Raw genomic sequence first — 24,077 nt, 5'->3', positions numbered from 1 at the left:
GGTTCAGCACGGATGCGTTAGAACCGCATCCATGCTAAAGCCAGTTTCGTGCCCGGTGTCCATCTGGATGCAGGGGGGCCGGACTGCGCATTCACGCCGGAGACTGACGCCATGACCATGATTTCCAACACCAAGTGGAGCCGCGCGCTCAAGTTCGCCGCGACTCCGATCCTTCTCGCCTCTTTGGCGGCCTGTGCCGCCTCGCCGTTCCGTTCGGACGTGACGCGCTTCGAATCGCAGCTTCCGGCTCCGCAGGGGCAGAGCTTCGCCGTGGTGGCCGACGATCCGGCGCTTCAAGGCGGGCTCGAATTCTCGCAATATGCCAAGTACGTGGCCGATCAGATGGCCCGTTTGGGCTACACCCAGGCGGCCAGCCCCGAAGACGCCACGCTGCTGGTTCGGTTCGATTACGGGCTCGACGATGGCCGCGAGGTCCTGCGCCGCACCGGCTTCCGCGATCCTTTCTACGACAGCTGGTATGGCTATCCGCGCTATCGCGCCGTTCGCACGCGTTCGGGACGGATCGCCTATATCCCGACCCGCCGGTGGGGCTATGGCTGGCGCGATCCGTTCTTCGCCCGTGACGATGTCGTTTCGACCACCGTGTTCGTCAGCGATATCGAGCTGAAGATCGACGACGCCGCAACCGGCCGTCGCCTGTTCGAAGGCAGCGCGGAAGCCGCCTCGCCCTCCAAGCGCCTTCAGTATCTGGTGCCGAACCTGGTTGAAGCGATGTTCACAGACTTCCCCGGCAATTCGGGCGAGACCGTGCGCATTTCGGTCGCCCCGGAAGACATGCCGGTCAAGCCGCGCCGCTAAGCCGCGCGCATTCTTACCCCTCGACTGGGCGGGCCTTCGGGTCCGCCCTTTTTCGTTTCTAATTCCGCCGCGACATGATCCCGGCCACTGGCACCGCGATACCGACCGATGCTAGCAACAGCGCCCCCGGCGGCGCGATAGTCGGCCTGATGCGGGTCCCGGTCGCGAAATCGAGCCAGTCCAATGCGAAATTGGCGAGCCAGATGCCACCGACGAGCAGGACGAAACACAGCAACCAGTTGCGCCAGTCGAACGCGTTCCAATTGGTCCGCCGCGCGATCATTGCGAGCAGGCGTTTGGAGAGCCAGACGAGAATGACGATCCAGACGATCATGAGGATCGCGCCGATCAGGGACATGCCGAGCATGCGGCCCTTCTAGCCTAAACGCCGGTCGAGCCGAAGCCCCCGCTGCCGCGTACGGTATCCGAAAGCGCGTCCACCTCTTCCCAAGCGGCCAGCGTGACCGGCGCAAGCACCAGCTGCGCGACACGATCTCCACGTGCGATCGGGAACGGGTCGCTGCCGTGATTGATCATGATGATCTTCAATTCGCCGCGATAGTCACTGTCGATTGTCCCCGGCGTGTTGGGCACGCTGACGCCGTGCTTCAGCGCAAGGCCGGAGCGCGGGCGGACCTGGATTTCGTATCCTTCGGGTATCGCTACCGCGAGGCCCGTCGCAACCGCGTGCCGCATGCCGGATTCGAGCACGATGTCCTCGGCCGAGACCACGTCCATGCCTGCAGCACCGTCGGTGGCGTAGCGCGGCAGTGGGAGGTCTTCTCCATGTTCGAGTCGCCGTACCTCGACGGACACGCGCGCGCTCATGCTTCGACCTCCGCAGGAGCCCCGAGGGCCTGCGCAATCCGCGCGACCAGCTCGCGCCCGACCTGATGCTTGGGCATGCGGTCGAGCCGTTCGACTCCGTCGGCGGCCACGATCACCACGGCGTTGTCGTCACCATCCATCGCGCCGCCGCTTTCGGATACGTCGTTGGCGACGATCCAGTCGGCGCGCTTGCGCTGGAGCTTCGACTTGGCGTTATCGAGCACGTTTTCGGTCTCCGCCGCAAAACCGACAAGCAGGCCGGGGCGATCCGGATGGGTCGCGAGCCAGGCGAGAATGTCGGGATTTTCCTCGAGGATCAGCGCGGGCGGGGCCGAGGAGTGCTTCTTGATCTTTTCGTGCTCGATCGTCTTGGCGCGCCAGTCGGCCACGGCGGCGACCATCACGGCGGCATCGGCCGGCAGAGCACGGCGGACGGCGGCCTGCATGTCCTCGGCGCTTTCGACATCGATACGGCCCACCCCAAGCGGAGTCGGCAATGCGACCGGCCCGGCAACCAGTGTGACCCGCGCGCCTGCGGCGGCAGCGGCGGCGGCAATCGCGAAGCCCTGCTTGCCCGAGCTGCGGTTGGACAGATAGCGCACCGGATCGATCGCCTCGCGCGTCGGGCCCGCGGTTACCAGCACATGCTTGCCGTATAGGGGACGATGCGCCGGATCCTGATCGAACCCGCCCTGTCCGTCGAGCGGATCGCCATAATAATCGCCGGGGGCAGGCTCGGGTGCCTGATTGCCCGCGCCGGTCTGGACGAGATGATTGATCGCTGCGGCATCGGTCGGCGGTGCGGACCGCGCCTTGCCCTTGGTCACCACGAGGCCGCCCAACGGATTGTCGTCACCGCCCTTGCCGAAGCCCGGCGGCAGCGCATGCGGATCGTAATCCTCTTCCTCGATTTCGGGTTCGGGCAGGTCTTCCCAATCCTCGCCGTCCTCGTCGAGCTTGTCGAAATCGGCCGGGTCTTCCTCGACCGGCTTGTTGCGGCGGATCAGCGAGCCGAGCAATCCGCCAAGATCGAAGCCGCCGCCCCAGTTTTCTTCTTCCGCGTCGTCTTCAACCGCCTCGAGCGCGTTGGGCGACAGATCCTCGGTCACCACGTCGTCGGAATCGCGCGCCGCCTTGGGCAATGCCGGAATCTCGTTTGCCTGCGCCTCATGCGGAGGCGGCAGCATCGGCGATTCGTCCGAGGCGGGATAGCCGAATTGCGCGGCCAGGCTGTTCCAGATGTCGACCGGTTCGGGCAGGCGTCCGGCACCGAATTCGCCGCACGCCATCGGCCCTTCGCCCGGATCGATCACGCCCACACCCGCTTCGCGCAGACGCTCGACATTGCGTTGGGTTGCGGGGTGCTCCCACATCCGGACATTCATCGCGGGCACGACGACGACGGGTTTGTCGGTCGCGAGCAGCAGCGTCGTCGCCAGATCGTCGGCGATCCCCGCGCTCATCTTCGCCAGAAGGTCGGCAGTGGCGGGACAAACCACGATCAGGTCGGCTTCACGCGAGAGCTGGATGTGCCCCATCTCGCTTTCGCGCTTGAGATCCCACAGCGAGGTATAGACCGGGTTTTCGCTCAGCGCCGCAAGCGTCATCGGGGTAACGAACTGGCTTCCCCCGTCGGTCAGCACGCAGGTGACCGAGCCGCCCTGGCGGCGGATCATCCGCACCAGCTCGCACGATTTGTAGGCCGCGATACCGCCGCCGATGACGAGCAGGATCTTGGGGCTGCCCTCGCTCACGCGCGCATTCCCTTCAAAATCGCCTTGCGAATACTGTACGCCCATTGATGCATCGTTACGCTAGCTAGCGTCCCCCGGCTCACTATTCCAGCGCCCAATCGTCCAGCACATTGCCACGGCGCGCCCGATCGGCCACGGTAAACGCGACGATCGGGAGAATTGAAAACATGCGGTTGATCCTAACCTTCCTCATAGTTGCAGCAGCCGTAATCGACACGGTTATCGGAATCGGGTTCCTTATTAACCCCGTATCCGCCGGCACCGATTTCGGCCTCATTCCCGACGGACCGCAAGGCTTGGCCGTGCTGCGCGCGGATATGACCGCATTTTTCTTCGTCGCCGCCATTTTCATGGTGTGGGGTGCATGGCAACGTCGCGGTGATCTGCTGCTGGTGCCGATAGCGCTATTCGGCATCGCCTTTCTCGGGCGCGGTTTGAGCGCGATGATCGACGGCACCGTCGAGGGCTGGTGGCTGCCTATGCTGGTCGAAGCAGCGCATGTCGTGGCGCTCGTCTTCGCCCGCGCCGTGCTGCCACATCACACGGTGCGTGAAACCGGCGAGGCCTGAGCAAAAGCGCTGCGTCAGATCGATCGCGGCGCCACCGCCGCGGAGCTGGCCGCGCTTCTCGTTGGGCCTCTAAGCGCCCGTGCAAGGTCTGCCAGCGCGCGCGGAACAAACGCAATGCCCGCGGCATAAGCAGGCAGGATCAGCAACACCCAGTAATGATTGTTCGCGCGGGCGAACAGCGCCATCCCCAGGCCGAAGCCTGCAAACCACACCAGCGCGAAAACGCCTTGTCGTCCTCCGACAGCCGACCATCCCAGCATTGGCAACAGGGCGAGCGGCGCTGCGACGGCTGGCTGGAGCAACAGCAGCGGGGTCAGTTTGATGAGGCTGTTGAGCACGATCTGCGGCCCGTGCAGCCCCTGCCAGCCCGGCGAGACCGGATCGCCCGGCAGCCGCGCCTCGGCAACGTTCCATGCGTGAAACGCCATGACGATTGCGAACAGCGCCAGCAGCGTACCAAGCGCACCGAGTTCGCGCCAGCGCCGCTGGGATGCCGCAAAGGCCACCCATAGGAGCACGAAGGGCAGCGCTATCTCACGGATCGCCAGCGCCAGAGCGACGGCGATCAGTGCGGGCCACCAACGGCTCGGGCGATACAGCGCGAGCGCCAGCGAAAGCAGCAGGCCCGCCACCAGATCATGCACCAGTCCCACGCGCTCGTAAGTCGCACCGATTCCGCACGCCACGATCAGCAATCCCACGGCAATCCGTTCGATCAGAGTGGCACGCGGCGGCGCGGCAATCCAGGCGAGTAGATTGGCGCCTAGCAGTGTTATCGCGAGAAACAGCCAGCCCCTTTCGCCCCATAACAATGCGCCCCAGGCCATGGTTGGCAGGCGTACGGTGACGAAGGGTCGGGTCGGGTAATTGTCGGCCCGCTGTTCGGCCAGCGCGGCCGTGTAATAATCCTGCCCTTCGCTCATTCTCGCATTGATACGGGCGTAAAGGTCGACATCGCTGCGCCCTTCGCGCTGCTCCACGGTTTCGCGCTTCTGCACCGCATCGAACTGCGCATAGCGGCTGACCGCAACGGAACTCCAAACGAGCGCGCCGATGGCACCGAATAAGACCAAGGCGGCGCCCCAGCGAGGCAAGACCCGCAACGGCCGCTCGAAACCGGCGAACCAGCCCAGCGGATCGCTCAGGCTCACGATACCGCCCGTCCCGCAATCATGGAGCAGAAACGTTTGGGAAAGCGCTGCGCCAGATCGATCGCAGCGCCATCGGCGCCATGGCGAGGCCAGCGAACATCGCGGGCGCGACGACCATTCCCCAGTAGAAATTCTCATTTCGCCCGCCGATCATGAACGCCAGTCCATAACCCAGCGAGAAGAACGTAAGCGTGCGTCCGGCAGGCGTTTTCCAGCCTGCCCAGCCGAGGATCATCAGGAACACCAGCGGGCCAGAGACCAAATTCGGAAGCCAGCGCAGGTTCGAGGACAGGACGATATTGCCGATCCAACCCTGAAGCCCGCGCAGCACCAGCCAAGCGGGCCCTTCGGGGTCTTCGGGACGGGCAAGCCCAGCGATGATATGCAGGTGCACCGCGAGCGCGACCGCGAAGAGGACGGCGACTGCGCTCCAGGCTGCACCTTCCTTCCAGTCGCGCCGCCAGAAGGCCATCGCGCCCAGAAGCAACACGACCGGAAGAACGGTCTCGCGGATCGCCAGAGCGAGTGCGAGCACCGCGAACGACCAGCCCCACCTTCCCGGTCGATGCAAACCCAGCGCCAGGGCAACGAGAATCCCCGCCCACAATTCGTGCATCGCGAAGAAATAGCGCGCCAGTCCAAGCGAGACGCCGACCAGCACCAGGGCGCAACCGACCAGGCGGAATTGCCCGCCTCCCGGCTCGTCACCGAATCGCCGCCACCAGGCCCAGACCGTGAGCGCCATCAACACAAGGCCGATCGGGATCATCCCGTCCTCGCCCACATAGGCAAGAATATAGGCGAGCGTCGGTGGACGCACCGCCAGCCCCGGCTTCAAGGGAAATGGCAGCTTGCGATGCTCTTCGGCGATGACATCGTAATAGTGCTCGCCGCCTTGCAAACGCTCGACCACATTGTCGTAAAGCGTCAGATCATCGTCGCGCGGGCGATCGGGATTGTCACCGGTGATAGAGGGTACGCCGGCCGGTTCACCGGTCTGCGAATCGGGCGGCGGTGTGACGGCGGCAATGGCAAGGATCAGCAAGACCACTGCGAGCATGAGCCGCGCAGGCCCCCTGCCCCATTGACCGAAGCGATCCCAATCCGGTGCCGTCGCTGTCATGCCCCCTCCCCGAAGCCTGCTAGCCGATCCAGCCCTGCACCGCGGCGAGCCAGGTCACCGCGATACCTGCGGCCCCGGCCAGCAGATAGCCGGGCCAGCGTCGCGGCTCGCGTCGGCGTTCCCATACCAGCTCGATTTCGGGCAGCGGCGGAGGCTCGGGCGCGCCGCCCCTGGGCGGGTATTGTTCTTCCAGTCGCCGCACCAGCGCCGGGATGCGGAACAAGGTCTCGGTATCCTCGCGGATGCGATCGGCGAGCGCGGCTTCGGGGCCGAGTTCGTCGCGGATCCAGTCGCGCACATAGGGCGCGGAGACGTCCCACATATTGATCTCGGGATCGAGTTGGGTCGCGATACCCTCGACCATGACCATGGTTTTCTGCAGCAGCAGAAGATGCGGCTGGGTCTGCATGTCGAAATCGCGCGTGATCGCGAACAGCCCGTCGAGCATCTGGCCGACCGACAATTCGCTCACCGGCTTGCCGCGCATCGGCTCGCCCACCGCGCGCAGCGCGGTCGCGAATTCGTCGACCGAGTGATGCGAGGGCACATACTGCGCTTCGAAGTGGATTTCGGCGACGCGTTTGTAGTTGCCGGTCGTCAGCCCGTAGAGGATTTCTGCCAGCCAGGCCCGCGCCTGACGGTCGATCCGCCCCATGATGCCAAAATCGATAGCGACAATCGTCCCGTCGCCTTTCACGAACAGATTGCCCTGATGCATGTCTGCGTGGAAATACCCTGCCGAAATCGCCTGGGTGAGGAACGCGAGGACAAGCCGGTTGGCCAGTTCGGGCAGGTCGTGCCCCGCCGCCTTCAGCGCGGCGATATCGCTGATCTTGGTGCCATCGATCCAGTCGATCGTCAGCACCCGGCTATTGGTGCGATCCCAGTCGATCGCGGGGATCGTATAGCCCTCGTATCCCTTCATCGATTCGGCCAGTTCGGAGGCCGAGGCGGCCTCGCGCCGAAGATCGAGTTCGCGCAGCGTCCAGCGCTTGAAATTGGCGATCGTCAACCGCGGGCGCAGGCGCGAGGCCTCGCCGCCCATGGCCTCGACATGCGCGGCGGCCCATTCATAGGTATCGATGTCGCGCGCGAAACGGTCCCGAATGCCCGGGCGCAGCACTTTCACCGCGACATCGCGCCCCTCGATCGTCGTGGCGCGGTGGACTTGCGCCATCGAAGCGGAGCCGACCGGATCGGGATCGATATGGGCGTAAAGCGCTTCGATCGGCTGGCCGAAGCTCGATTCGATCTCCTTGCGGATGGCTTCGAACGGCAGGGGCGGGAGCGAATCCTGCAGACTGAGCAAGTTCTGCGCCGCGGCCTCGCCCACCAGATCGGGGCGGGTCGCGAGCGACTGTCCCAGCTTGATCGCGGCAGGCCCGATATCCTCGAACGCGCGGGCATAGTTCGGCTCGGCCGGCTGCAGCGCGCCGAAGCGTGCGATCCGCGCCACGCGCTTTACCGGCGTGGGCGTGTGCGGCGCTTCCTCGATCGGACGCAACGCGCCATGCTTGGCCAGCGTCCGGCCCCATTTGAGAAGCCGCCAGAGATGCGTGCGGGGACGGGTCATGCCCCTAGATCTTCCACCCCGAATGGATCGCGACCAGGCCGCCCATGATCGGCTCGACCTTCACCTGCGCAAAACCCGCCTCGCGTATCATTCGGGCGAATTCGGGCATCTTCGGGAAGCGCCGGATCGATTCGACGAGGTAGCGATAACTGTCCTCGTCATCGGCGATCATCTTGCCGAGCTTGGGGACGAGGCGGTGCGAATAGGCATCGTAGGCCTGCTTGAATCCGGGCCAGGTCGGGGTCGAGAATTCGAGGCAGAAGAACCGCCCACCATAGCGCAGCACACGGTGCGTTTCGCGCAGCGCAGCAGGAATGTCGGTCACATTGCGGATACCGAAGGCGATCGTATAGGCATCGAAACAGCGATCGGGATAGGTCAGGTCGCTGGCATCCTGGCGCGACCAGACGAGCCCCGAGATCCCGCGCTCCATCGCACGTTCCACACCGACATCGAGCATTTCCTGATTGATATCGGCCACCGTGATGTCCGCACCGCGCGCAGCCATGCGGAAGGCGATGTCGCCGGTACCGCCCGCCATATCGAGGATCGCCTCGCCCGGCTGCGGTTTAACCCGGCGGACGAACTGGTCCTTCCAAATCCGATGCATGCCGCCCGACATGGCGTCGTTCATGACATCGTATTTCGCTGCGACGTTGGAGAACACCGCGCCGACCCGGCGCGTCTTCTCCTCGGGGGCGACCTCTTCGTAGCCGAAGGAGACGGTATCGGTTTCGCTCATGGACGGCGCTTTAACCGAGGCTCCATGGCCCGTCCACAGGTCGTTGGCGGGGATGACGAAAGCCCCCGCCCTCACTACATCCACCGCCATGCCCGAACTGCCCGAAGTCGAAACCACCATCCGCGGCCTGGCGCGCTTCATGGAAGGCGCGCAGGTGACGCGGGTGCAACTCAACCGGCCCGATCTGCGCCGCCCTTTTCCGCCCGACCTCGTGCAGGCGATGACGGGGGCGACGATTACCTCGCTGGGACGGCGAGCAAAATACGGGCTGCTCCACACCGATCGCGATCGCACGCTGGTGTTCCATCTGGGCATGAGCGGGCGCTGGCGGATCGATCCGGATGACGATCATACGCATGATCACATGATAATAGAGACCGAACACCACCGTTTCGCGCTGAACGATCCCCGACGCTTCGGCTCGGTCGACCTGCTCGACACCGGCTCGCTCGATGCCTGGTCGCCCTTCGCCGCATTGGGCCCGGAGCCGCTCGGTGAAGCGCTGTCCGCCGATCACCTTCGCCATGCGCTGGCCGGCCGAAAGCAGGCGATCAAATTGTGCCTGCTCGACCAAGGAATCGTCGCGGGGCTCGGCAATATCTATGTCTGCGAAGCGCTGTGGCGCGCGGGGATAAATCCGAAGAAGGCCGGCGGGCGGGTTTCGAAAGCCGCTCTCGAGCGACTCGTGCCCGCGATCCGCGAGGTTCTGACCCAGTCGATCGCCGATGGCGGATCGACCCTGCGCGATTACGCCCAGCCCGATGGCGAGCTTGGTTACTTCGCGACGCGGTTCGACGTATACGGCCGGACCGGCGAGCCCTGCCGACGCGAGGACGGCGGAACCATCCGCCGGTTCGAACAGGGTGGCCGATCGTCCTGGTACTGTCCTCGCTGCCAGCGCTAGGGCGATAGAGGGCAAAGCGGGGTTTTGCTTGACCCTTTGTCCTCCTGCGGCTAGGGGCCGCGCTTCTCGCGCCGGTTCGCTTGCGTCTCAGCTTGTGATTCTGGGCGCGCGCACCATATGAGCACCAGGATTTGAACGGGTCGCCGCCTTCTAGCGCGACCGACACGAAGGACGAACATGGCCAATACTCCGCAAGCCAAGAAGCGCATCCGTCGCAACGAGAAGCGCGAAACGATCAACATGAACCGCAAGAGCCGGATTCGCTCCTTCATCAAGAAGGTCGAAACCGCCGTCGAAGCCGGTGACAAGAAGGCCGCCGCCGATGCGCTGCAGGCCGCCCAGCCCGAACTGTACCGCGGCGTTGCCAAGGGCGTTGTTCACAAGAACACCGCTGCGCGCAAGTTCAGCCGCCTTACGAAGCGCGTCGCCGCGCTCTGATTCGGCTCTGACGCCAACGATTCGTTCCCCGCAACCGGTCATTCCGGTTGCGGGGAAAAACCTGTCAAGAACAAACCATGAACCAGTGTTCCGGAGATGGCGAGCGCCGTTTTCGACGCGGAGCAGACGAATCGTGGATTTCCAACGATTCGCAATCGGCTGTTTGACCCAAAGCTATGGAAAATTGGGATTTTCCAAGAAGGTCACGGGATTCCGAGGGTCTCCGGCTGTCAAGGCGCTTTATTTAAAAAATCTGTCATAAATCCATTGTCACGGCGCGCGATTCACACCTACAAAATGGCCAACGCCGACGGCGATTACGCCTTGGCACTGCACAGGATTACCACTCCATACGGGTTGTGCGCGGGGCGCATCCCGCAAGTCGGTTTCGCTCTTCATGTGAGCGGCGCCGATGGTCTCCTGTGCCCGGAACAGATGTGTTCGTCCAAGAGGCGAATCAAAGGGGGATTGGCAGGATAATGGCAAAGACCGAGCGCGAACCGACCGCAGACGAACTGGAAGCGATGGGGCTCCAGGCGGATTGGGCTGATATTTCGACCGGCCTTCGCAAGGATCTGGGTGCGCAGCTGCATTCGCAGTGGATCAAGCCGATCCAGCTGGGCGGCCTGTGCAAGGACACCGGCACGCTCGACCTCTTCCTGCCGACCGATTTCAGCGCCAACTGGGTGGCCGATCGATTCGCCGACCGGCTGAGCCTGGCCTGGAAGATCGCTCGCGGCGATATTCGCAATGTTCGTATCCAGGTCCATCCCGGCCGTCGCGAATTGTCCGAACTGCGGCTCGGCGAAGAGAACAAGCACACCCCTTCCAACGACCACGCACTCGACAGCAGCGCGATCGCGCTTGCCAGCGGGCAGGTCGGCACGCTCGGCCAGGGCTCGGTCGGGCTCGACCCGTCGCAGACCTTCGAAAGCTTCGTTACCGGCAATGCCAACGTGCTCGCCTGCAATGCAGCCCAGCGCATGGCTGCGACCGAAACACCGCAATTCTCGCCGCTCTATCTCAAGGGCGCGACCGGCCAGGGCAAGACGCACCTGCTGCACGCGATCGGCCACACTTATCTGGCCAACCATCCGCGTGCGCGCATCTTCTATTGCTCGGCCGAGCGCTTCATGGTCGAATTCGTCCAGGCCCTGCGCCAGAACGAGATGATCGAATTCAAGGCGCGCCTGCGCGGCTTCGACCTGCTGCTGGTGGACGATATCCAGTTCATCATCGGCAAAGCCAGCGCGCAGGAAGAACTGCTTTACACGATCGATGCACTGCTGGCCGAAGGCAAGCGCCTGATCTTCGCTGCCGACCGCGCGCCGCAGGCACTGGACGGTGTCGAACCGCGACTGCTGTCGCGCCTGTCGATGGGTCTCGTGGCCGATATTGCCGCGGCCGACATCGATCTGCGCCGCACGATCCTCGAAGCGCGGTTGAAGCGATTCGCGCCACTCGAAGTGCCCGGCGACGTGATCGAGTTCCTCGCCCGCACAATCACCCGCAACATCCGCGAGCTGGTCGGCGGCCTCAACAAGTTGATCGCCTACGCCCAGCTTACCGGGCAGGCCGTCTCGCTCCAGCTCGCCGAAGAACAGCTGACCGATATCCTCTCGGCCAATCGCCGCCGGATCACGATCGACGAAATCCAGCGCACCGTGTGCCAGTTCTACCGCGTCGACCGGACCGAGATGAGCTCGCGCCGCCGCGCCCGCGCCGTGGTCCGCCCGCGTCAGGTCGCGATGTACCTGTCGAAAGTCCTCACGCCGCGCAGCTATCCCGAAATCGGGCGCAAGTTCGGCGGCCGCGACCATTCGACGGTGATCCATGCGGTCCGCCTGATCGAGGATCTGCGCAAGCGCGATGCCGATATGGATGGCGACGTGCGCTCGCTCCTGCGCCAGCTCGAAAGCTGACCCCCCCGCGAGGGCAGCAGCGCTGCCCTCCACACATCGTCTACATTGTCTCCACCGTAGTTGCAGTGTGCGTCACCGCTCCGTGCAGCCTGTATCCCTGCGATATCGACAGGGCTGTCCACACGCGCCTAAAGGGCGCCCATGGCCCTTTCCGACGACCGCCTCGACCGTTTCGCACGCCAGATCATCCTGCCCGAGATCGGCGGTGCGGGTCAGGTCGCGCTGACGCGAGCCCATGTCGCGCTGATCGGGCTTGGCGGTATCGGCTCGCCGGTGCTGCAATATCTCGCCGGTGCGGGGATCGGCCGCTTCACGCTGGTCGACGACGACACCGTGTCGGCCAGCAATTTGCAGCGCCAGACACTCTACTCCGCAGGTGATGTGAGCGCCTCCAAAACGGAAAAGGCCGTCGCCTGGCTGCGCGCATTCGATCCGGAGATCGCGGTCGAGACGGTCGAAACCCGGATCGATACCGACACCGCGCCGCAATTCATCGCCGGAGCCGATCTCGTACTCGACGGAACGGACAATTTCGCCACGCGGCTGGCTGTTTCGGACGCCTGCGTCCACGCGCGGATCCCGCTGCTCTCGGCGGCGGTGGCGCGTTTCCAGGGACAGGTCGCGGCCTTTGCAGGGCATCGTCCCGATCAGGCGTGCTATCGTTGTTTCGTCGGCGATGCCTTCGATGCAGACGATTGCGATACCTGCGCCGAAAACGGCATTCTGGGCGCGATGGCAGGATGGGTCGGCACGTTCGCGGCGATGGAGGCAATCCGGGTGCTGCTCGCCGGCATAGGAGGACTGGGCGACCCGCAATGGGGCCGCCTGCATATCCTCGACGGGATGAAGCCCGGCATGAAGACGATCCGGATCGCCAAGGATCCCGATTGCAAGGCCTGTAGCTAAAGTCCCGGTCTTTACCGCCCCTGGGAGCGCCAGCGCGAAACGGTGCGGGCAACCGCGTCTTCCTCGCCGCCGCGATCGTTCCACAATTGCGAGAAGCTCGGGTCATCGGAAGCCGGGCGCTTGTGTTCCTCTAGCGTGTCGAAGCTGACGCGGATCGGGATCGCGACCCCCTCTCCCGAAATGATGCACTCGCGATTGCGCAAGGCGGGGATCGAATCGAGAAAGCCGCGCGCGCCTTCGGGAATGGCGGCTTTCACGAAGGCCTGGTCGCGATCGTTGTTGAGGCGCATGGCGATAATCGTGCCGCATTGCGACAGCACACCTTCGGCAAGATCGGACGGTCGCTGGGTGATCAGCCCCAGGCTGATCCCGTATTTACGGCCTTCCTTGGCGATCCGCGACAGGATCGAGGCCACCGCCGAATCGTCCGCATGTTTCTCGTTGGGAACGTAGCGATGCGCCTCTTCGCACACGAGCAGGATCGGGCGCGTTTTCTCGTCGCGCGACCAGATCGCATAGTCGAAGGTGAGCCGCGATAGCACCGCCACCACGGTCGAGGTGATGTCCGAAGGCACGCCCGAAACATCGATGATCGAAATCGGCTTGCCATCTGCCGGAAGGCGGAAAATCTTCGAGATGAAATCGGCCATGGTGTCGCCCACCAGCATGCCCGAGAACATGAACTGGTAACGCGGATCGGCCTTCATCTCGTCGATCTTGGTCTTAATCCGCATATAGGGGACCGACGAGCTCGCCTTGTCGAGCTTGCCCATCTCGTCCTGCAGGATCGTCGTTAGATCGGACAATAGATAGGGAATCGGCGAATCCACCGTGATCTTGTTGATGGTTTCGGCCAGCCGGTTCTTCTGGCGCGCCTTCAGCAAGCAGCGGGCCAGAATATCGGCGTCGGTCTGCCGCTCATTGCCATAACTGGTGAGGAACACTTCGCAATGTTCCTCGAAGTTCATCAGCCAGTAGGGCATCTGCAGGTTCGACACGTCGAAGATCATGCCCGTCTCGCTGAACGCCGAGGCGTATTCGCCATGCGGATCGATCATCACGATATGACCCTCGGGCGCGGATTCGCAGATCCGGTGCAGGATCAGCGCGGCGCTGGTCGATTTGCCGGTACCGGTCGATCCGAGCAGCGCGAAATGCTTGCCCAGCAATGCATCGATATAGAGGCCGGCACGAATATCCTTGGTCGGAAAGACCGTGCCGATCGGCACGTTCGCGCGGCCATCGCTGGCGTAAATGCTGCGCAGGTCGTTGCTGGTCGCCGGATAGACTTCGGCGCCGGGCACCGGATAGGTCGTGACGCCGCGACGGAAGCGCGTCAGCCGACCGGTCAGCTTTTCCTCCTGGCCTTCGCCGAGAAAGTCGATCGCCGCCATGATGCCCCCGGCGACATGCTGGTCCTGCTTCTGGGTCCGCACGCTGGCGAGCAACCAGTTTTTGCCGACGCGGATCTTGATCTGGCTGCCGACCTGGCCCGCCAGCGCAACCGAGGGGTCTTCATCCTCCATGCACTGGTGAAGTCGCTCGAGATCGAGGGCGATGTGTGATTCCGAACCGGCGATTTCCATCACCCGACCAATCGGATGGCGGGCGTTGGCGTTTCCGGATTTGATTTCACCGGAAGGATCGTCGCGATCCGGATTGCGGCGCGGCTGTTCGTTGTTATGCGGCGGAGCCTCGCGTTGCACCCGGCTCTGCGGCTCGCTCGGCTGCGGCTCGCTCTCTGTATGCTGGCGCGGTTGCGAAGACGCTGGCGCGCGCCCTCCTTCGGGAGCCGCACGAGGGGCCTGACCCGGTCCCGCCTGCGGCTCGCTGCGCACACGCTCCTGCGGTTCGCGCGAGGGGGGAGGCGGAGCCTGCGGACGCGTTGATTGCGGCGGGGGCGATTGCGGCGGCGGCGATGGCTGGGCCGACGGCTCCGGCGCAGCGCTTTGCTGCGCAGGTTCGCTCAGCTGTGGCGAGGGATTGGGCTGGTGCCGACGTGCAGCGCGACGCAGCCGTTCCATCGGATCGACGCTCTTGGCATCGTCGTTTTTGGGCGGATAGGACCCGCTCATATCGCTCATCAACTGATCCCTGTATATGCGCGTGTGAACGCACCCCGTAGGCGAGCGAAAATGACCGGGATGGGTTAATTTATGGCTAAGCACGCCCGGGCCCTGACGTGTGAGAACGTGGGCGGCCACGCCGCGCAAGCAAGATCGCGGTCAGACGAGTGCGAACAGCCTGCCCGCGGCCCAGCCCATAAAGATCGACATAAACACCGCGAACAGGCCGTAGAGGACCTCGTCGTTGACGGCATAGTCGGCCACGCGCTTCTCGAACCCGACCTTGCGGACCTCGACCTGCGCGGTTTCGGATACCAGCACGCGGCCGTTCGCAATCACGAAAGTCTCGGCGGTGTAAGCGCCGGTCTCCACGTTGGAAGGCAATTGGAAGCGCACTTCGTAAAGCACGCCGCTGCGCACCGTTACGTCGCCTTCGGCCTGCTGGTACAGCCCTTCGCCGATGCGCCGCTCGACCAGCCCGGCGGCGATCCGCGATTGCTGTTCGGGATCGATCACACCGATCGGCGAGAGCTGGAGAAACGGCAGGCCGAGTTCGTAGATCGCTGCCGTGCGATCGTCGACGATCTGCCCGATCGGGCGTGAGCTGGCGACCGCGTAAAAGCTGGGCACCGAGCGGAATTCGGCCGCATCAACATTCATCCAGATGCCAGCGACCTGCTGTTTCTCGCGCACCACGACCGAACGCGTCGGCCCCTTGAGGACAACGACGAGGTCATAGGGTTCGGACGGCGCGCTGCCATCGGGCGGAAGGATTGCGCCGAACAGCAGCAGTTCGGTGCCGGTAAACCCCTGCCGGACGTCGATCGCTTCCTGCGACACCGCCGGCACCAGTTGCGGATCACGCGCGCCGGTCAGCGCAACAAGCGCCAGAAGGGCGAACAGCCACCTCACAGCGGGGCCACCGTGTAAATCTGGTCGGGTTCGTAAAAGAGCTGGAGAACCATCCGGAACGCGATCACGAGGACGATCGCGGCAAGCACCAGGCGCAGCACTTCGGGCTTCGATTTCTGCGCCATCTGGGCGCCGATCTGCGCGCCCGAAACCGATCCGATCAGGAGCAGGCCGGCCAGCACGATATCGACCGCCTGTGTCGTCAGCGCGTGCATGAAGGTCGTCGCCATGGTCACGAACAGGATCTGGAACAGCGAGGTGCCGACCACCACCCCTGCTCCCATTCCGAGGATATAGAGCATGGCGGGCACGAGGATGAAGCCGCCGCCTACGCCCATCAGCATCGTCAGCACACCCACACCCGCGCCGAGCAGGAACGGGGCGAGCGGCGAGATATAGAGCCCCGATTTGTAGAACCGCATTCGCCACGGCAGGTTTGCGACCAGCGGGTGATGCCGTCTGCGGGCCGCCTTGGGCTTTTCGCCGCGACGCTGTGCGGTCACCGCGCGCCAGCCGTCGCGGGCCATCAGCGAGCCCATCGAGCCGAGCAGCACGACGTAGAGGAAGGTGATGATCGTATCGATCTGGCCCAGCGCGCGCAGCCATTCGAACAGCGCCGCGCCGATCAGCGTGCCGAGCGCCCCGCCCGCGACCATGATCGCGCCCATCCGGTAATCGACCCCGCCGCGACGGTGATGCGCGAACACGCCGGAGACGCTCGCCCCGGTGACCTGGCTCGCGGCGCTGGCGGCCGAAACCGTCGGCGGGACCCCGTAGAAGATCAGCAGCGGTGTCGTCAGGAAGCCCCCGCCCACGCCGAACAGGCCCGACAGCATGCCCGTCACCGCGCCCAGCGCGATGATCAGCAGGCCGTTGACCGAGAGGTTGGCGATGGGAAGGTAGACGTCCATGGGCTGCCGCCGCCCCTAGCCGAGCGGTGCGCACCGCGAAAGCGCGCCCGGGCAACACTTGCGCGAAAAATGCGGTGAAAACCGTGCGCTGGCGCGGCGTTACCTAAAAGCTGGCCGACACCGTCAGCGCAGGCCCCGATCCGGGCGCCGCATCGCCCGCGACGCGGATCCGGTAATCGGCTTCGATCCGCGCGGTAACACGCTCGGTCGCCAGCGTCAGCGACGCGCTCGGCCCGACATCGACCCGCGCAGCATCGCGCTGTGCCCCGCCCCAGGCGCCACCGCCTGCCGCCAGCCGGAAACCTCCGCCTGAGGCGAGCACTTTTTCCAGCGTCAGCTTGCCGTCTGCGAAAGCGGTGGCGTCGGCCCCCGCGACGTATCCGGCCTGACCGTAGCCGCGGACCTCGAGCCCGGCGACCGTGCGATCCAATCCCCCGACGAGCGCAACGGCCGGACGCGCCTCGATCCGCCCGTCGCGTTCGCGCAGACGCATTTCGAGCTGCGCCTCGATCGGGAGCGTAGCGAGCGGCCGCACTGCCGCACCAACCGCCAGTTCGGCCGGGATCTCGCCGTCCGGCGATGCTGTGGCGCGGGCATAGGCGGCAGGTGCGAAGCGGCTACCGGGCGCGAGCCGATAGCGCAGGAGTATCCCGGCCTGGCTCCTGCCGTAGGACCGCGGCGCCGCCGAGAACGACGCCGCTCCGTCGCGCGCGAACAGCCATGCATCGAGCGACCATCGATCGGTCTGCGTTCCACCGGTACGGACCCGGTCAATAATGCGCGCCGCGCCGACATTGGTCGCGATCGACGGGGCCCGATAGCTGAAATCGCCACGCGTGACCGCTTCCATCCACAGCAGACCATGCAAGCCGCGTTCGATATGGGCGCGTCTTTGCCGTGGCTGTATCGCCGCTTCGATGCTTAGCGCAGTTTGCGTGACATTGGCTGTGGGCGCCAGCTTGTCGGCGGGCGAAGCAGCCCTTTGTAGGGTGGCGACCGACACAGTATCGGAATCCTCCGGCTCTCCTGCAGCGAATGCAGCGGGCACCAGGTCCTCGATGACGCGCAACGTCTCCTGCGGCCAGAGGACGACGCGCATCGAGCCCCAAAGGGCGAGCATCGTCGCCATGACTATCAGCGGACGCCCCGGCGTGCTGACCAGCGCATTGTCGCTCATTGTGCCGCCGCCCGAGTCGGAAGGAGCGCCGGATGGCCGACATGGGCGGTCTTGTCCCATCGGATCGGTGCGCCGAGCAGCGTGCGGACATAAGCCACGAGCGCACGGCGTCCCGCCATAATCGCGATCACATTGCCGACCGGTATCCGGAGCAAGGCATAACCGGCCTGTTGCCAGCCGTATTCGCGCCGGACAAAGGCCACCCGGCACACCGCGCGCCATACCAGCGATGCGAGCAGGAAAAGGACAACCCCCTGCACATACGGCTCGATCGAGCCGAGCGGCGCGTGGGAGGCATCCATCAGCCACAATAAGGCTTCGACGATCAACAAGGCGTAAGCGGTGGCCAGCACGAGCGCTGCCAGCGGCCCCTGCCGGTCGCGCAGCATCATCCAGCGATCGACCCATCCCCCGTTCCAGCCGATTCGGTCCCATCCCTGGAAGGCGATGCCGTGAATCCAGCGCGCCTTCTGCCGCGCCGCCGCCCCGATATCGCCGGGAAAGAGACTGATGGTCGCGACCAGGCGGCCCCGCTCGTCTCTGGACCTCACGAAGGTACTGCGACCGCCGAGCGCCTTCACCTTGAAGCCGAGTTCGTAATCCTCGGTCAGGCTGTCAGGATCGAACGGCCCCTCCGCCCCTTGACGCGCCAGCCGTTCCAGCATGCCGCGTTCGACCGCACATCCGACGCCTGCCGAGGGCAGCGCAACGTCGAAAGCGGTGCGCACCACCATCGCCTTGGCATGCGCTTCAGCGAATTCGTCGGCATAATGACCCGAGACATAGCGCGAGCGCGGGTTATGCGCCGGGCACACCGGCAATTGCACCAGCGCATGGCCGTCAAGCGCGCGGTCGACCACGCCGATCGCCGCAGGGTGAACCATATCTTCGGCATCCTGCAACAGTACCGCGCGATAGTGAACATCGCGCCGGGCCTCGTCATCCTCGAGCGCCCGATAGAGACGGTTCAGGCAATCGGCCTTCGTGGTCGGCCCTTCACGTTCATGAATCACCAGCCGCACACGCGGATCGGCCCCTGCCCCCTGGGCAGCAGAGACAAGCGTCGCCGGGTCGTTCGGATAGAGCCCGACAAGAATGCGCAATTCGGCTTGCGGCCAGGCTTCACGGATCTGGGCAATCGTGGTCGCGATCACTGCAGCTTCGCGCCAGGTGGGGATGAATACCGCGATCGGGCCGGATAAATGTTCGGGAGCCGCCGGGGCGCGCCCAGACTTCGCTTTTCCGCGCAATCGCAGCCAGCCCCACATCGCGTCCATTGCGAGTTCGTCGACCGAGCCAATCACCAACCAGAACCCGGCGAACAGAAACAACTCGCGCTCGGCCACGCCCAACGCGCCGATCATATCGCCGGTCCACGATATCCACGCAGTATTTGCCACGCCACGCCCCCCTCAAGGCTATTTCGTCCCTTCCACGCGGCAGCCCCCACTGCCGAGCGTTCATTGGCAGACTATCGACGCCCTCGCCGGCTGGCAATGTCGACTTGGGAAAGGATGCCCTTGCAACGGCGCGGGGGAGACGCCAAAGAACCGCCCATGGCCGAAACGCAGAGCATAGGGGGCGCGCTCAAGCGCGCGCTGGACCGGTTTACATCGATGGAAGCGGCGGCAGGCATTGTCCTGATCGCCGTCGCGATCGCCGCATTGGTCGCGGCCAATTCGCCGTTCGCGCACGAATATCACGAGCTCTTCCATGGCAAGCTGGCCTGGACGCCGATCGAGAAGCTCGACACGTTCCATCTCTGGATCAACGACGGGCTGATGGCGATCTTCTTCTTCGTCGTCGGACTGGAGATCAAACGCGAACTGATCGACGGCCAGCTGGACGACGCGCAGAAGCGTCGCCTGCCTTTCCTCGCCGCAGCCGCCGGCATGGCCGTGCCCGCGCTGATCTATCTCGGCCTGGTGGGCGACGATCGTACGTTGCATTCCGGTTGGGCGATCCCGGCGGCGACCGACATCGCCTTCGCGGTCGGCGTGCTCGGCCTGCTCGGCAAGCGTGCACCGTCCTCGCTTCGCCTGTTCCTGCTGACCGTTGCCATCGTCGACGATCTGGGCGCCGTGGCGATCATCGCGCTGGTCTATACCAGCGGCATCAAGCTTGCCTGGCTCGCCGCCGCCGCGGTCATTCTCGGCATGCTGATGGCGCTCAACCGCTTCGGCGTCTACCGCATGCTGCCCTATATCGTGCTGTCGGTCGCGCTGTGGTTCACCGTGCTCAATTCGGGTGTCCACGCCACCGTTGCGGGCGTCCTCGCCGCGTTCACGATCCCGCTCAAGCTCAAGGGGCACGACGATTCGATGCTGCTGCGGATGGAGCATGCGACCGCGCCGTGGAACGGGTTCATGATCGTTCCGATTTTCGGCTTCGCCAATGCCGGCGTCGCGCTGTCTGGCATGGGGATGGACGAAGTGTTCGGCCCGCTTCCGCTGGCGATCGCCGCAGGCCTGTTCTTCGGCAAGCAGATCGGCATCTATGGCGCGATGTGGATCGCCGACAAGATCGGCTTCGCGAAGCCGCCCGCCGGGGCCACTGGTCTCCAGCTATGGGGCGTGGCGACGCTGTGCGGAATCGGTTTCACGATGAGCCTGTTCATCGGCGCACTCGCCTTCCCGCGCGATCCGCTGCTGGTCGAGGAAGCCAAGCTGGGCGTGCTGCTCGGCTCGCTGTTCTCGGCCCTGCTCGGTTACGGCATCTTGCGTTTCGCCCCGCAGCTGACGAGCGAAGACGACGAGGGCGACGACGAGACGGAGCCGCACTCGGTCACCGCCTGATCGCGCGTCGCCCCCTGGCCGGGGTTACCAGCTGCCGGTATTGGGCATGCTCGCCCACGGCTCCTGCGGATCGAGATAGCCGTCCTGCAGCAATTCGACAGAGATCCCGTCGGGCGTGCGCACGAACGCCATGTGCCCGTCACGCGGCGGGCGATTGATCGTCACGCCCGCATTCATCAGCCGCTGGCAGGTCGCGTAGATATCGTCGACCCGATAGGCGAGATGGCCGAAATTGCGACCGCCCGTATATTCCTCCGGCGAACTGCCGTCTTCGGCGGGCCAGTTGTAGGTCAGTTCGACCTCGGCCTGCCCTTCCTCGCCCGGCGCGGCGAGGAAGATGAGGGTGAAACGCCCCTGCTCGCTTTCGCTGCGACGCACTTCCTCGACGCCCAACAGCTTGAAGAACGCAATGGTCGCCTCCGGATCGGAGACACGGATCATGGTGTGAAGGTACTTGGTCAAGGATATCGCTCCTGCATTCAAAGTCGGGCTGGAATAAGTGAGCGCGCCGTCAGAACCGGAAGATGACGCTGCCGACCACCGTATCGTCGGTGAGGCCGTCGACCGAATTGGCATCGTTACCGATATACTGGACGCGCGCGGTCAGTGCCGGGAGGAAGGTATAACGTGCGCCCACCGACCAATCGGTGGTGCTGTCACCCGGGCCAACCAGCGCACCGGCCGAAAGCGGTCCTTCGGATTGCCCGACATGGGCTTCGACGGTCAGGGGGCTGAACGGCAAACCGAATTCCGCGTCGGCAGAAAGGTAGAGATTGTCTTCATCGAGCAGCGCGTCCTGCCCCGGTGCCCAGGCGGCCCCGAGACGCAGCTTCGCCGGGCCAAGCTGGCCGACCACACCCGCATAGGGTTCCCAGTAATCGCTCGGCAGTCCGGCAGGAACGCCGGTGTATATCCGGCGCGCAACGCCGACATCGAGATCGATCAGCGGTGCAATGGAGTTCTTCCACCCGGCATAGGGTTCGAACTCGAGATCGCCGGCTTGCGGCCCCCCGCCGACGGTGCGCGCGCCGACCCCGGCGTAGAATCCGCTGGCATGGTGCGCTTCGAGATTGAACCGCGCGGCGACATCGCCATCCGAATAGGAAATGCCGCGGAAGCGATAATCGGTCATCACGCTGGCTTCGCCCGAAAGCTCGATCACCGGAGGCGGATCGGTGTCGTAACTGTCCTGCGCGACAGAAGGAGTGGCGAACAGGATCGCCGTTGGAACGAGGAGGATACGCATGGGGATAGCCTTGGTGGTGAAGTGCCGTGCGCTTCTAGTCTCTCCCTGCCCGCAGGCAAGCGTTGCCCGCACCCAGTCGGGTCCCTATATGCCGGTCAGCCCGATCCTGCTGGGTTACATAACCGATCATGCTATCCGCCCTTCGTAAACTTACCCGCTCGAAATCTGCCGAGCCCAGCCACGCCATTCCGGCGGGCGAGCGCGCCTATGCCGTGGGCGATATCCACGGCCGGCTCGACCTGTTCGACGCACTGCTTGAAGCCATCGATGCCGACGATGCGGCGCGCGGAGACGCCACCACGCATTGCGTCATGCTGGGCGATCTGGTCGATCGCGGGCCCGACAGTGCAGGCGTCATCGCGCGCGTGCGCGAAATGGCGCAGAGCCCGTATGTCCGCGTGCTGATGGGCAATCACGAGGAAATGTTCCTCGACGCCTTCGAGGATCTGCAGGTGCTCAAGCACTTCCTGCGGTATGGCGGGAAGGAAACCCTGCTCAGCTATCCGATCGAAAAGAAGGTCTATCGCGAAGCCTCGCTCAAGAAGCTGATGAAGCTTATGCACGAAGTGATTCCGCAAGAAGACCGCGCCTTCATCGCGGGCCTCGAGGATCACGTGCGGATCGGCGATTATGCCTTCGTCCACGCCGGAATTCGGCCCGGCGTGCCGCTTGCCGAGCAGAAGAGCAGCGAGATGCGCTGGATACGCGAGCCGTTTCTCTCCCACCGTAATGCACATGAAGCAATGGTGGTGCACGGCCATACGATCACCGACGAGGTCGAGCACCTGCCCAACCGCATCGGTATCGATACAGGGGCCTATAGCAGCGGTCGCCTGACCGCGCTTGGCCTCGAAGGAACCGACCGCTGGTTAATCGAGGCGCGTGCCGACAAGGGCGGCACCATCACGACCTCGCAAAGGAGCCTCACATGAAGATCGCAATGGTGGGATCGGGCTATGTCGGCCTTGTTTCCGGCGCCTGTTTCGCCGATTTCGGCCACGACGTCGTCTGCATCGACAAGGACGACAGCAAGATCGAAGCGCTGCGCAATGGCGTGATGCCGATCTACGAGCCCGGGCTCGATGCGCTGGTGGGAACCAACGTGAAGGCCGGGCGCCTGTCCTTCAGCACCGATCTGGCCGAGGGCATTCGCGGCGCCTCGGCGATCTTCATCGCGGTCGGCACGCCGAGCCGCCGGGGCGATGGCCATGCCGATCTCACCTTCGTTCATGCGGTCGCGAAGGAGATTGCCGAAACGCTCGAAAACGATGCCGTGATCGTGACAAAGTCGACCGTGCCCGTCGGCACCGGCGATCAGGTCGAACGTATCCTTGCAGATGCGAACCTGTCGGTCCGCACCGCGGTGGTCTCCAATCCGGAATTCCTGCGCGAAGGGGCCGCGATCGGCGATTTCAAGCGCCCCGACCGGATCGTGATCGGCTGCGAGGACGAATTCGGTCGCGAGGTAATGAACGAGGTTTATCGCCCGCTCTACCTCAACCAGTCGCCAATCCTGTTCACTGCGCGCCGTTCGGCCGAACTGATCAAATACGCCGCCAACGCCTTCCTCGCGACCAAGATCACCTTCATCAACGAAATGGCCGATCTGTGCGAGAAAGTCGGTGCCGACGTCCAGGACGTCGCGCGCGGAATCGGGCTCGACAATCGTATCGGACCGAAATTTCTTCACGCCGGACCCGGCTATGGCGGCTCGTGCTTCCCCAAGGATACGCTAGCGCTCCTCAAGACCGCCGAGGACTATGAAAGCCCCACGCGGATCGTCGAGGCGGTGGTCAAGGTCAATGACAGCCGCAAGCGCGCCATGGGCCGCAAGGTACTCGACGCGCTGGGCGGTGCGGACGAAGCGCGCGGCAAGAAGGTCGCGCTGCTCGGCCTCACGTTCAAACCCAACACCGACGATATGCGCGATTCCCCCGCGATCGCGGTGGCGCAGACGCTGACCGATGCCGGCGTTAAGGTTGCGGCCTACGATCCCGAAGGCATGGAGCAGGCGCGCCCTCTCATGCCCGAAGTGGAAATGGTATCCGGCCCATACGAAGCGATCGAAGGCGCCGATGCGGTCGCGATCGTGACCGAATGGGACGCGTTCCGCGCGCTCGACCTCAAGCGGGTGAAGGAGCTGGCAAACGCTCCGGTGCTCGTCGATCTGCGCAACATCTACACGCCAGACATCGTGCGCGAGGCCGGCTTTACCTACGAAAGCATCGGCCGCGCCTGAGG

The 24,077-nt window shown here is 64.5% G+C and carries 23 protein-coding genes; 9 read left to right on the top strand and 14 right to left on the bottom strand.

Features of this window, described 5'->3' with window-relative positions:
• Positions 1-111: 111 nt before the first annotated feature.
• On the top strand, positions 112-819 hold the full coding sequence (locus GRI68_RS01125; RefSeq protein WP_160615309.1) for a DUF4136 domain-containing protein: 708 nt from the start codon (positions 112-114) through the stop codon (positions 817-819).
• A 58-nt stretch (positions 820-877) separates the two neighbouring features.
• On the opposite strand, the gene GRI68_RS01120 is transcribed toward GRI68_RS01125, so the two are convergent.
• From GRI68_RS01120 to GRI68_RS01110, 3 genes are read right to left on the bottom strand one after another with little or no spacing between them, the layout of a single operon-like run.
• Positions 878-1,186: a hypothetical protein gene (locus GRI68_RS01120; protein ID WP_160615308.1), complete on the bottom strand. Its 309-nt coding sequence runs from the start codon at positions 1,184-1,186 to the stop codon at positions 878-880.
• 14 nt (positions 1,187-1,200) lie between these two features.
• Complete coding sequence (dut, locus tag GRI68_RS01115; RefSeq protein WP_160615307.1) at positions 1,201-1,647, bottom strand: dUTP diphosphatase; 447 nt, start codon at positions 1,645-1,647, stop codon at positions 1,201-1,203.
• Complete coding sequence (locus GRI68_RS01110) at positions 1,644-3,446, bottom strand: bifunctional phosphopantothenoylcysteine decarboxylase/phosphopantothenate synthase (protein WP_160615306.1); 1,803 nt, start codon at positions 3,444-3,446, stop codon at positions 1,644-1,646. Before GRI68_RS01110 ends, dut begins: the two co-directional genes overlap by 4 nt.
• A 122-nt stretch (positions 3,447-3,568) precedes the next feature.
• Here GRI68_RS01110 and GRI68_RS01105 point away from each other — a divergent pair, with 122 nt between their 5' ends.
• Positions 3,569-3,970 (top strand): hypothetical protein, encoded by a 402-nt coding sequence (locus tag GRI68_RS01105; protein WP_160615305.1) that lies wholly within the window; start codon positions 3,569-3,571, stop codon positions 3,968-3,970.
• 14 nt (positions 3,971-3,984) lie between these two features.
• Here GRI68_RS01105 and GRI68_RS01100 read toward each other — a convergent pair whose 3' ends face one another.
• From GRI68_RS01100 to GRI68_RS01085, 4 genes are read right to left on the bottom strand one after another with little or no spacing between them, the layout of a single operon-like run.
• Positions 3,985-5,121, bottom strand: a complete 1,137-nt coding sequence (locus GRI68_RS01100; RefSeq protein ID WP_160615304.1) for a hypothetical protein — start codon at positions 5,119-5,121, stop codon at positions 3,985-3,987.
• 19 nt (positions 5,122-5,140) lie between these two features.
• Positions 5,141-6,244, bottom strand: a complete 1,104-nt coding sequence (locus GRI68_RS01095; RefSeq protein WP_160615303.1) for a hypothetical protein — start codon at positions 6,242-6,244, stop codon at positions 5,141-5,143.
• Between the two features lie 19 nt (positions 6,245-6,263).
• Positions 6,264-7,817 (bottom strand): 2-polyprenylphenol 6-hydroxylase, encoded by a 1,554-nt coding sequence (gene ubiB, locus GRI68_RS01090; RefSeq protein ID WP_160615302.1) that lies wholly within the window; start codon positions 7,815-7,817, stop codon positions 6,264-6,266.
• Between the two features lie 4 nt (positions 7,818-7,821).
• Positions 7,822-8,559 carry a class I SAM-dependent methyltransferase gene (locus GRI68_RS01085; RefSeq protein ID WP_160615301.1) on the bottom strand — a complete coding sequence of 246 codons (738 nt, stop codon included), beginning with the start codon at positions 8,557-8,559 and terminating at the stop codon, positions 7,822-7,824.
• Between the two features lie 88 nt (positions 8,560-8,647).
• On the opposite strand from GRI68_RS01085, the gene mutM reads away from it, so the two are divergent.
• The 4 genes from mutM (at position 8,648) to GRI68_RS01065 (ending at position 12,729) form a co-directional block, all read left to right on the top strand.
• A complete protein-coding gene (gene mutM / locus GRI68_RS01080; RefSeq protein ID WP_160617779.1) occupies positions 8,648-9,463 on the top strand; it encodes a bifunctional DNA-formamidopyrimidine glycosylase/DNA-(apurinic or apyrimidinic site) lyase in 816 nt (271 codons plus the stop codon).
• Between the two features lie 177 nt (positions 9,464-9,640).
• Positions 9,641-9,901, top strand: coding sequence for a 30S ribosomal protein S20 (gene rpsT, locus GRI68_RS01075; RefSeq protein WP_160615300.1), 261 nt, complete (start codon positions 9,641-9,643; stop codon positions 9,899-9,901).
• A gap of 479 nt (positions 9,902-10,380) precedes the next feature.
• Entirely contained in the window at positions 10,381-11,823 is a 1,443-nt protein-coding gene (gene dnaA, locus GRI68_RS01070; protein ID WP_160615299.1) for a chromosomal replication initiator protein DnaA, read from the top strand.
• Between the two features lie 141 nt (positions 11,824-11,964).
• The gene (locus GRI68_RS01065; protein WP_160615298.1) at positions 11,965-12,729 is read left to right on the top strand and encodes a HesA/MoeB/ThiF family protein; all 765 of its coding nucleotides are present in this window, start codon (positions 11,965-11,967) and stop codon (positions 12,727-12,729) included.
• An 11-nt stretch (positions 12,730-12,740) separates the two neighbouring features.
• Here GRI68_RS01065 and GRI68_RS01060 read toward each other — a convergent pair whose 3' ends face one another.
• The 5 genes from GRI68_RS01060 to GRI68_RS01040 all read right to left on the bottom strand — a co-directional run bounded on the left by GRI68_RS01060 (position 12,741) and on the right by GRI68_RS01040 (position 19,195).
• Positions 12,741-14,813, bottom strand: coding sequence for an ATP-binding protein (locus GRI68_RS01060; protein WP_234028676.1), 2,073 nt, complete (start codon positions 14,811-14,813; stop codon positions 12,741-12,743).
• Between the two features lie 141 nt (positions 14,814-14,954).
• A complete protein-coding gene (locus GRI68_RS01055; protein ID WP_160615297.1) occupies positions 14,955-15,707 on the bottom strand; it encodes a TIGR02186 family protein in 753 nt (250 codons plus the stop codon).
• The gene (locus GRI68_RS01050) at positions 15,704-16,618 is read right to left on the bottom strand and encodes a sulfite exporter TauE/SafE family protein (RefSeq protein WP_160615296.1); all 915 of its coding nucleotides are present in this window, start codon (positions 16,616-16,618) and stop codon (positions 15,704-15,706) included. Before GRI68_RS01050 ends, GRI68_RS01055 begins: the two co-directional genes overlap by 4 nt.
• A gap of 103 nt (positions 16,619-16,721) precedes the next feature.
• The gene (locus GRI68_RS01045; protein WP_160615295.1) at positions 16,722-17,795 is read right to left on the bottom strand and encodes a hypothetical protein; all 1,074 of its coding nucleotides are present in this window, start codon (positions 17,793-17,795) and stop codon (positions 16,722-16,724) included.
• Positions 17,792-19,195: a glycosyl transferase family protein gene (locus tag GRI68_RS01040; protein ID WP_325063730.1), complete on the bottom strand. Its 1,404-nt coding sequence runs from the start codon at positions 19,193-19,195 to the stop codon at positions 17,792-17,794. Before GRI68_RS01040 ends, GRI68_RS01045 begins: the two co-directional genes overlap by 4 nt.
• A 156-nt stretch (positions 19,196-19,351) precedes the next feature.
• Here GRI68_RS01040 and nhaA point away from each other — a divergent pair, with 156 nt between their 5' ends.
• Positions 19,352-20,590, top strand: coding sequence for a Na+/H+ antiporter NhaA (gene nhaA, locus GRI68_RS01035; RefSeq protein ID WP_160615294.1), 1,239 nt, complete (start codon positions 19,352-19,354; stop codon positions 20,588-20,590).
• Positions 20,591-20,614: 24 nt separating this feature from the next.
• Here nhaA and GRI68_RS01030 read toward each other — a convergent pair whose 3' ends face one another.
• A complete protein-coding gene (locus GRI68_RS01030) occupies positions 20,615-21,052 on the bottom strand; it encodes a VOC family protein (RefSeq protein ID WP_160615293.1) in 438 nt (145 codons plus the stop codon).
• A 49-nt stretch (positions 21,053-21,101) separates the two neighbouring features.
• On the bottom strand, positions 21,102-21,836 hold the full coding sequence (locus tag GRI68_RS01025) for a TorF family putative porin (protein WP_160615292.1): 735 nt from the start codon (positions 21,834-21,836) through the stop codon (positions 21,102-21,104).
• Positions 21,837-21,964: 128 nt separating this feature from the next.
• On the opposite strand from GRI68_RS01025, the gene GRI68_RS01020 reads away from it, so the two are divergent.
• Together GRI68_RS01020 and GRI68_RS01015 are read left to right on the top strand one after the other, a co-directional pair.
• Positions 21,965-22,768, top strand: a complete 804-nt coding sequence (locus GRI68_RS01020) for a metallophosphoesterase family protein (protein WP_160615291.1) — start codon at positions 21,965-21,967, stop codon at positions 22,766-22,768.
• Positions 22,765-24,075, top strand: coding sequence for a UDP-glucose dehydrogenase family protein (locus GRI68_RS01015; RefSeq protein WP_160615290.1), 1,311 nt, complete (start codon positions 22,765-22,767; stop codon positions 24,073-24,075). Before GRI68_RS01020 ends, GRI68_RS01015 begins: the two co-directional genes overlap by 4 nt.
• Positions 24,076-24,077 lie beyond the last annotated feature (2 nt).

Origin of the sequence: Alteriqipengyuania halimionae, from assembly GCF_009827575.1 — a bacterium.
Lineage (GTDB): Bacteria > Pseudomonadota > Alphaproteobacteria > Sphingomonadales > Sphingomonadaceae > Alteriqipengyuania_A > Alteriqipengyuania_A halimionae.
This window is presented reverse-complemented; position numbering and strand designations above follow the sequence as displayed.

Excerpts from the sequence above, each read along its gene's own strand:
- GRI68_RS01125 (WP_160615309.1), top strand. The coding sequence starts at position 112 with ATGACCATGATTTCCAACACCAAGTGGAGCCGCGCGCTCAAGTTCGCC.
- GRI68_RS01120 (WP_160615308.1), bottom strand. The coding sequence starts at position 1,186 with ATGCTCGGCATGTCCCTGATCGGCGCGATCCTCATGATCGTCTGGATC.
- dut (WP_160615307.1), bottom strand. The coding sequence starts at position 1,647 with ATGAGCGCGCGCGTGTCCGTCGAGGTACGGCGACTCGAACATGGAGAA.
- GRI68_RS01110 (WP_160615306.1), bottom strand. The coding sequence starts at position 3,446 with ATGGGCGTACAGTATTCGCAAGGCGATTTTGAAGGGAATGCGCGCGTG.
- GRI68_RS01105 (WP_160615305.1), top strand. The coding sequence starts at position 3,569 with ATGCGGTTGATCCTAACCTTCCTCATAGTTGCAGCAGCCGTAATCGAC.
- GRI68_RS01095 (WP_160615303.1), bottom strand. The coding sequence starts at position 6,244 with ATGACAGCGACGGCACCGGATTGGGATCGCTTCGGTCAATGGGGCAGG.
- ubiB (WP_160615302.1), bottom strand. The coding sequence starts at position 7,817 with ATGACCCGTCCCCGCACGCATCTCTGGCGGCTTCTCAAATGGGGCCGG.
- GRI68_RS01085 (WP_160615301.1), bottom strand. The coding sequence starts at position 8,559 with ATGAGCGAAACCGATACCGTCTCCTTCGGCTACGAAGAGGTCGCCCCC.
- mutM (WP_160617779.1), top strand. The coding sequence starts at position 8,648 with ATGCCCGAACTGCCCGAAGTCGAAACCACCATCCGCGGCCTGGCGCGC.
- rpsT (WP_160615300.1), top strand. The coding sequence starts at position 9,641 with ATGGCCAATACTCCGCAAGCCAAGAAGCGCATCCGTCGCAACGAGAAG.
- dnaA (WP_160615299.1), top strand. The coding sequence starts at position 10,381 with ATGGCAAAGACCGAGCGCGAACCGACCGCAGACGAACTGGAAGCGATG.
- GRI68_RS01065 (WP_160615298.1), top strand. The coding sequence starts at position 11,965 with ATGGCCCTTTCCGACGACCGCCTCGACCGTTTCGCACGCCAGATCATC.
- GRI68_RS01060 (WP_234028676.1), bottom strand. The coding sequence starts at position 14,813 with ATGAGCGATATGAGCGGGTCCTATCCGCCCAAAAACGACGATGCCAAG.
- GRI68_RS01050 (WP_160615296.1), bottom strand. The coding sequence starts at position 16,618 with ATGGACGTCTACCTTCCCATCGCCAACCTCTCGGTCAACGGCCTGCTG.
- GRI68_RS01045 (WP_160615295.1), bottom strand. The coding sequence starts at position 17,795 with ATGAGCGACAATGCGCTGGTCAGCACGCCGGGGCGTCCGCTGATAGTC.
- nhaA (WP_160615294.1), top strand. The coding sequence starts at position 19,352 with ATGGCCGAAACGCAGAGCATAGGGGGCGCGCTCAAGCGCGCGCTGGAC.
- GRI68_RS01025 (WP_160615292.1), bottom strand. The coding sequence starts at position 21,836 with ATGCGTATCCTCCTCGTTCCAACGGCGATCCTGTTCGCCACTCCTTCT.
- GRI68_RS01020 (WP_160615291.1), top strand. The coding sequence starts at position 21,965 with ATGCTATCCGCCCTTCGTAAACTTACCCGCTCGAAATCTGCCGAGCCC.
- GRI68_RS01015 (WP_160615290.1), top strand. The coding sequence starts at position 22,765 with ATGAAGATCGCAATGGTGGGATCGGGCTATGTCGGCCTTGTTTCCGGC.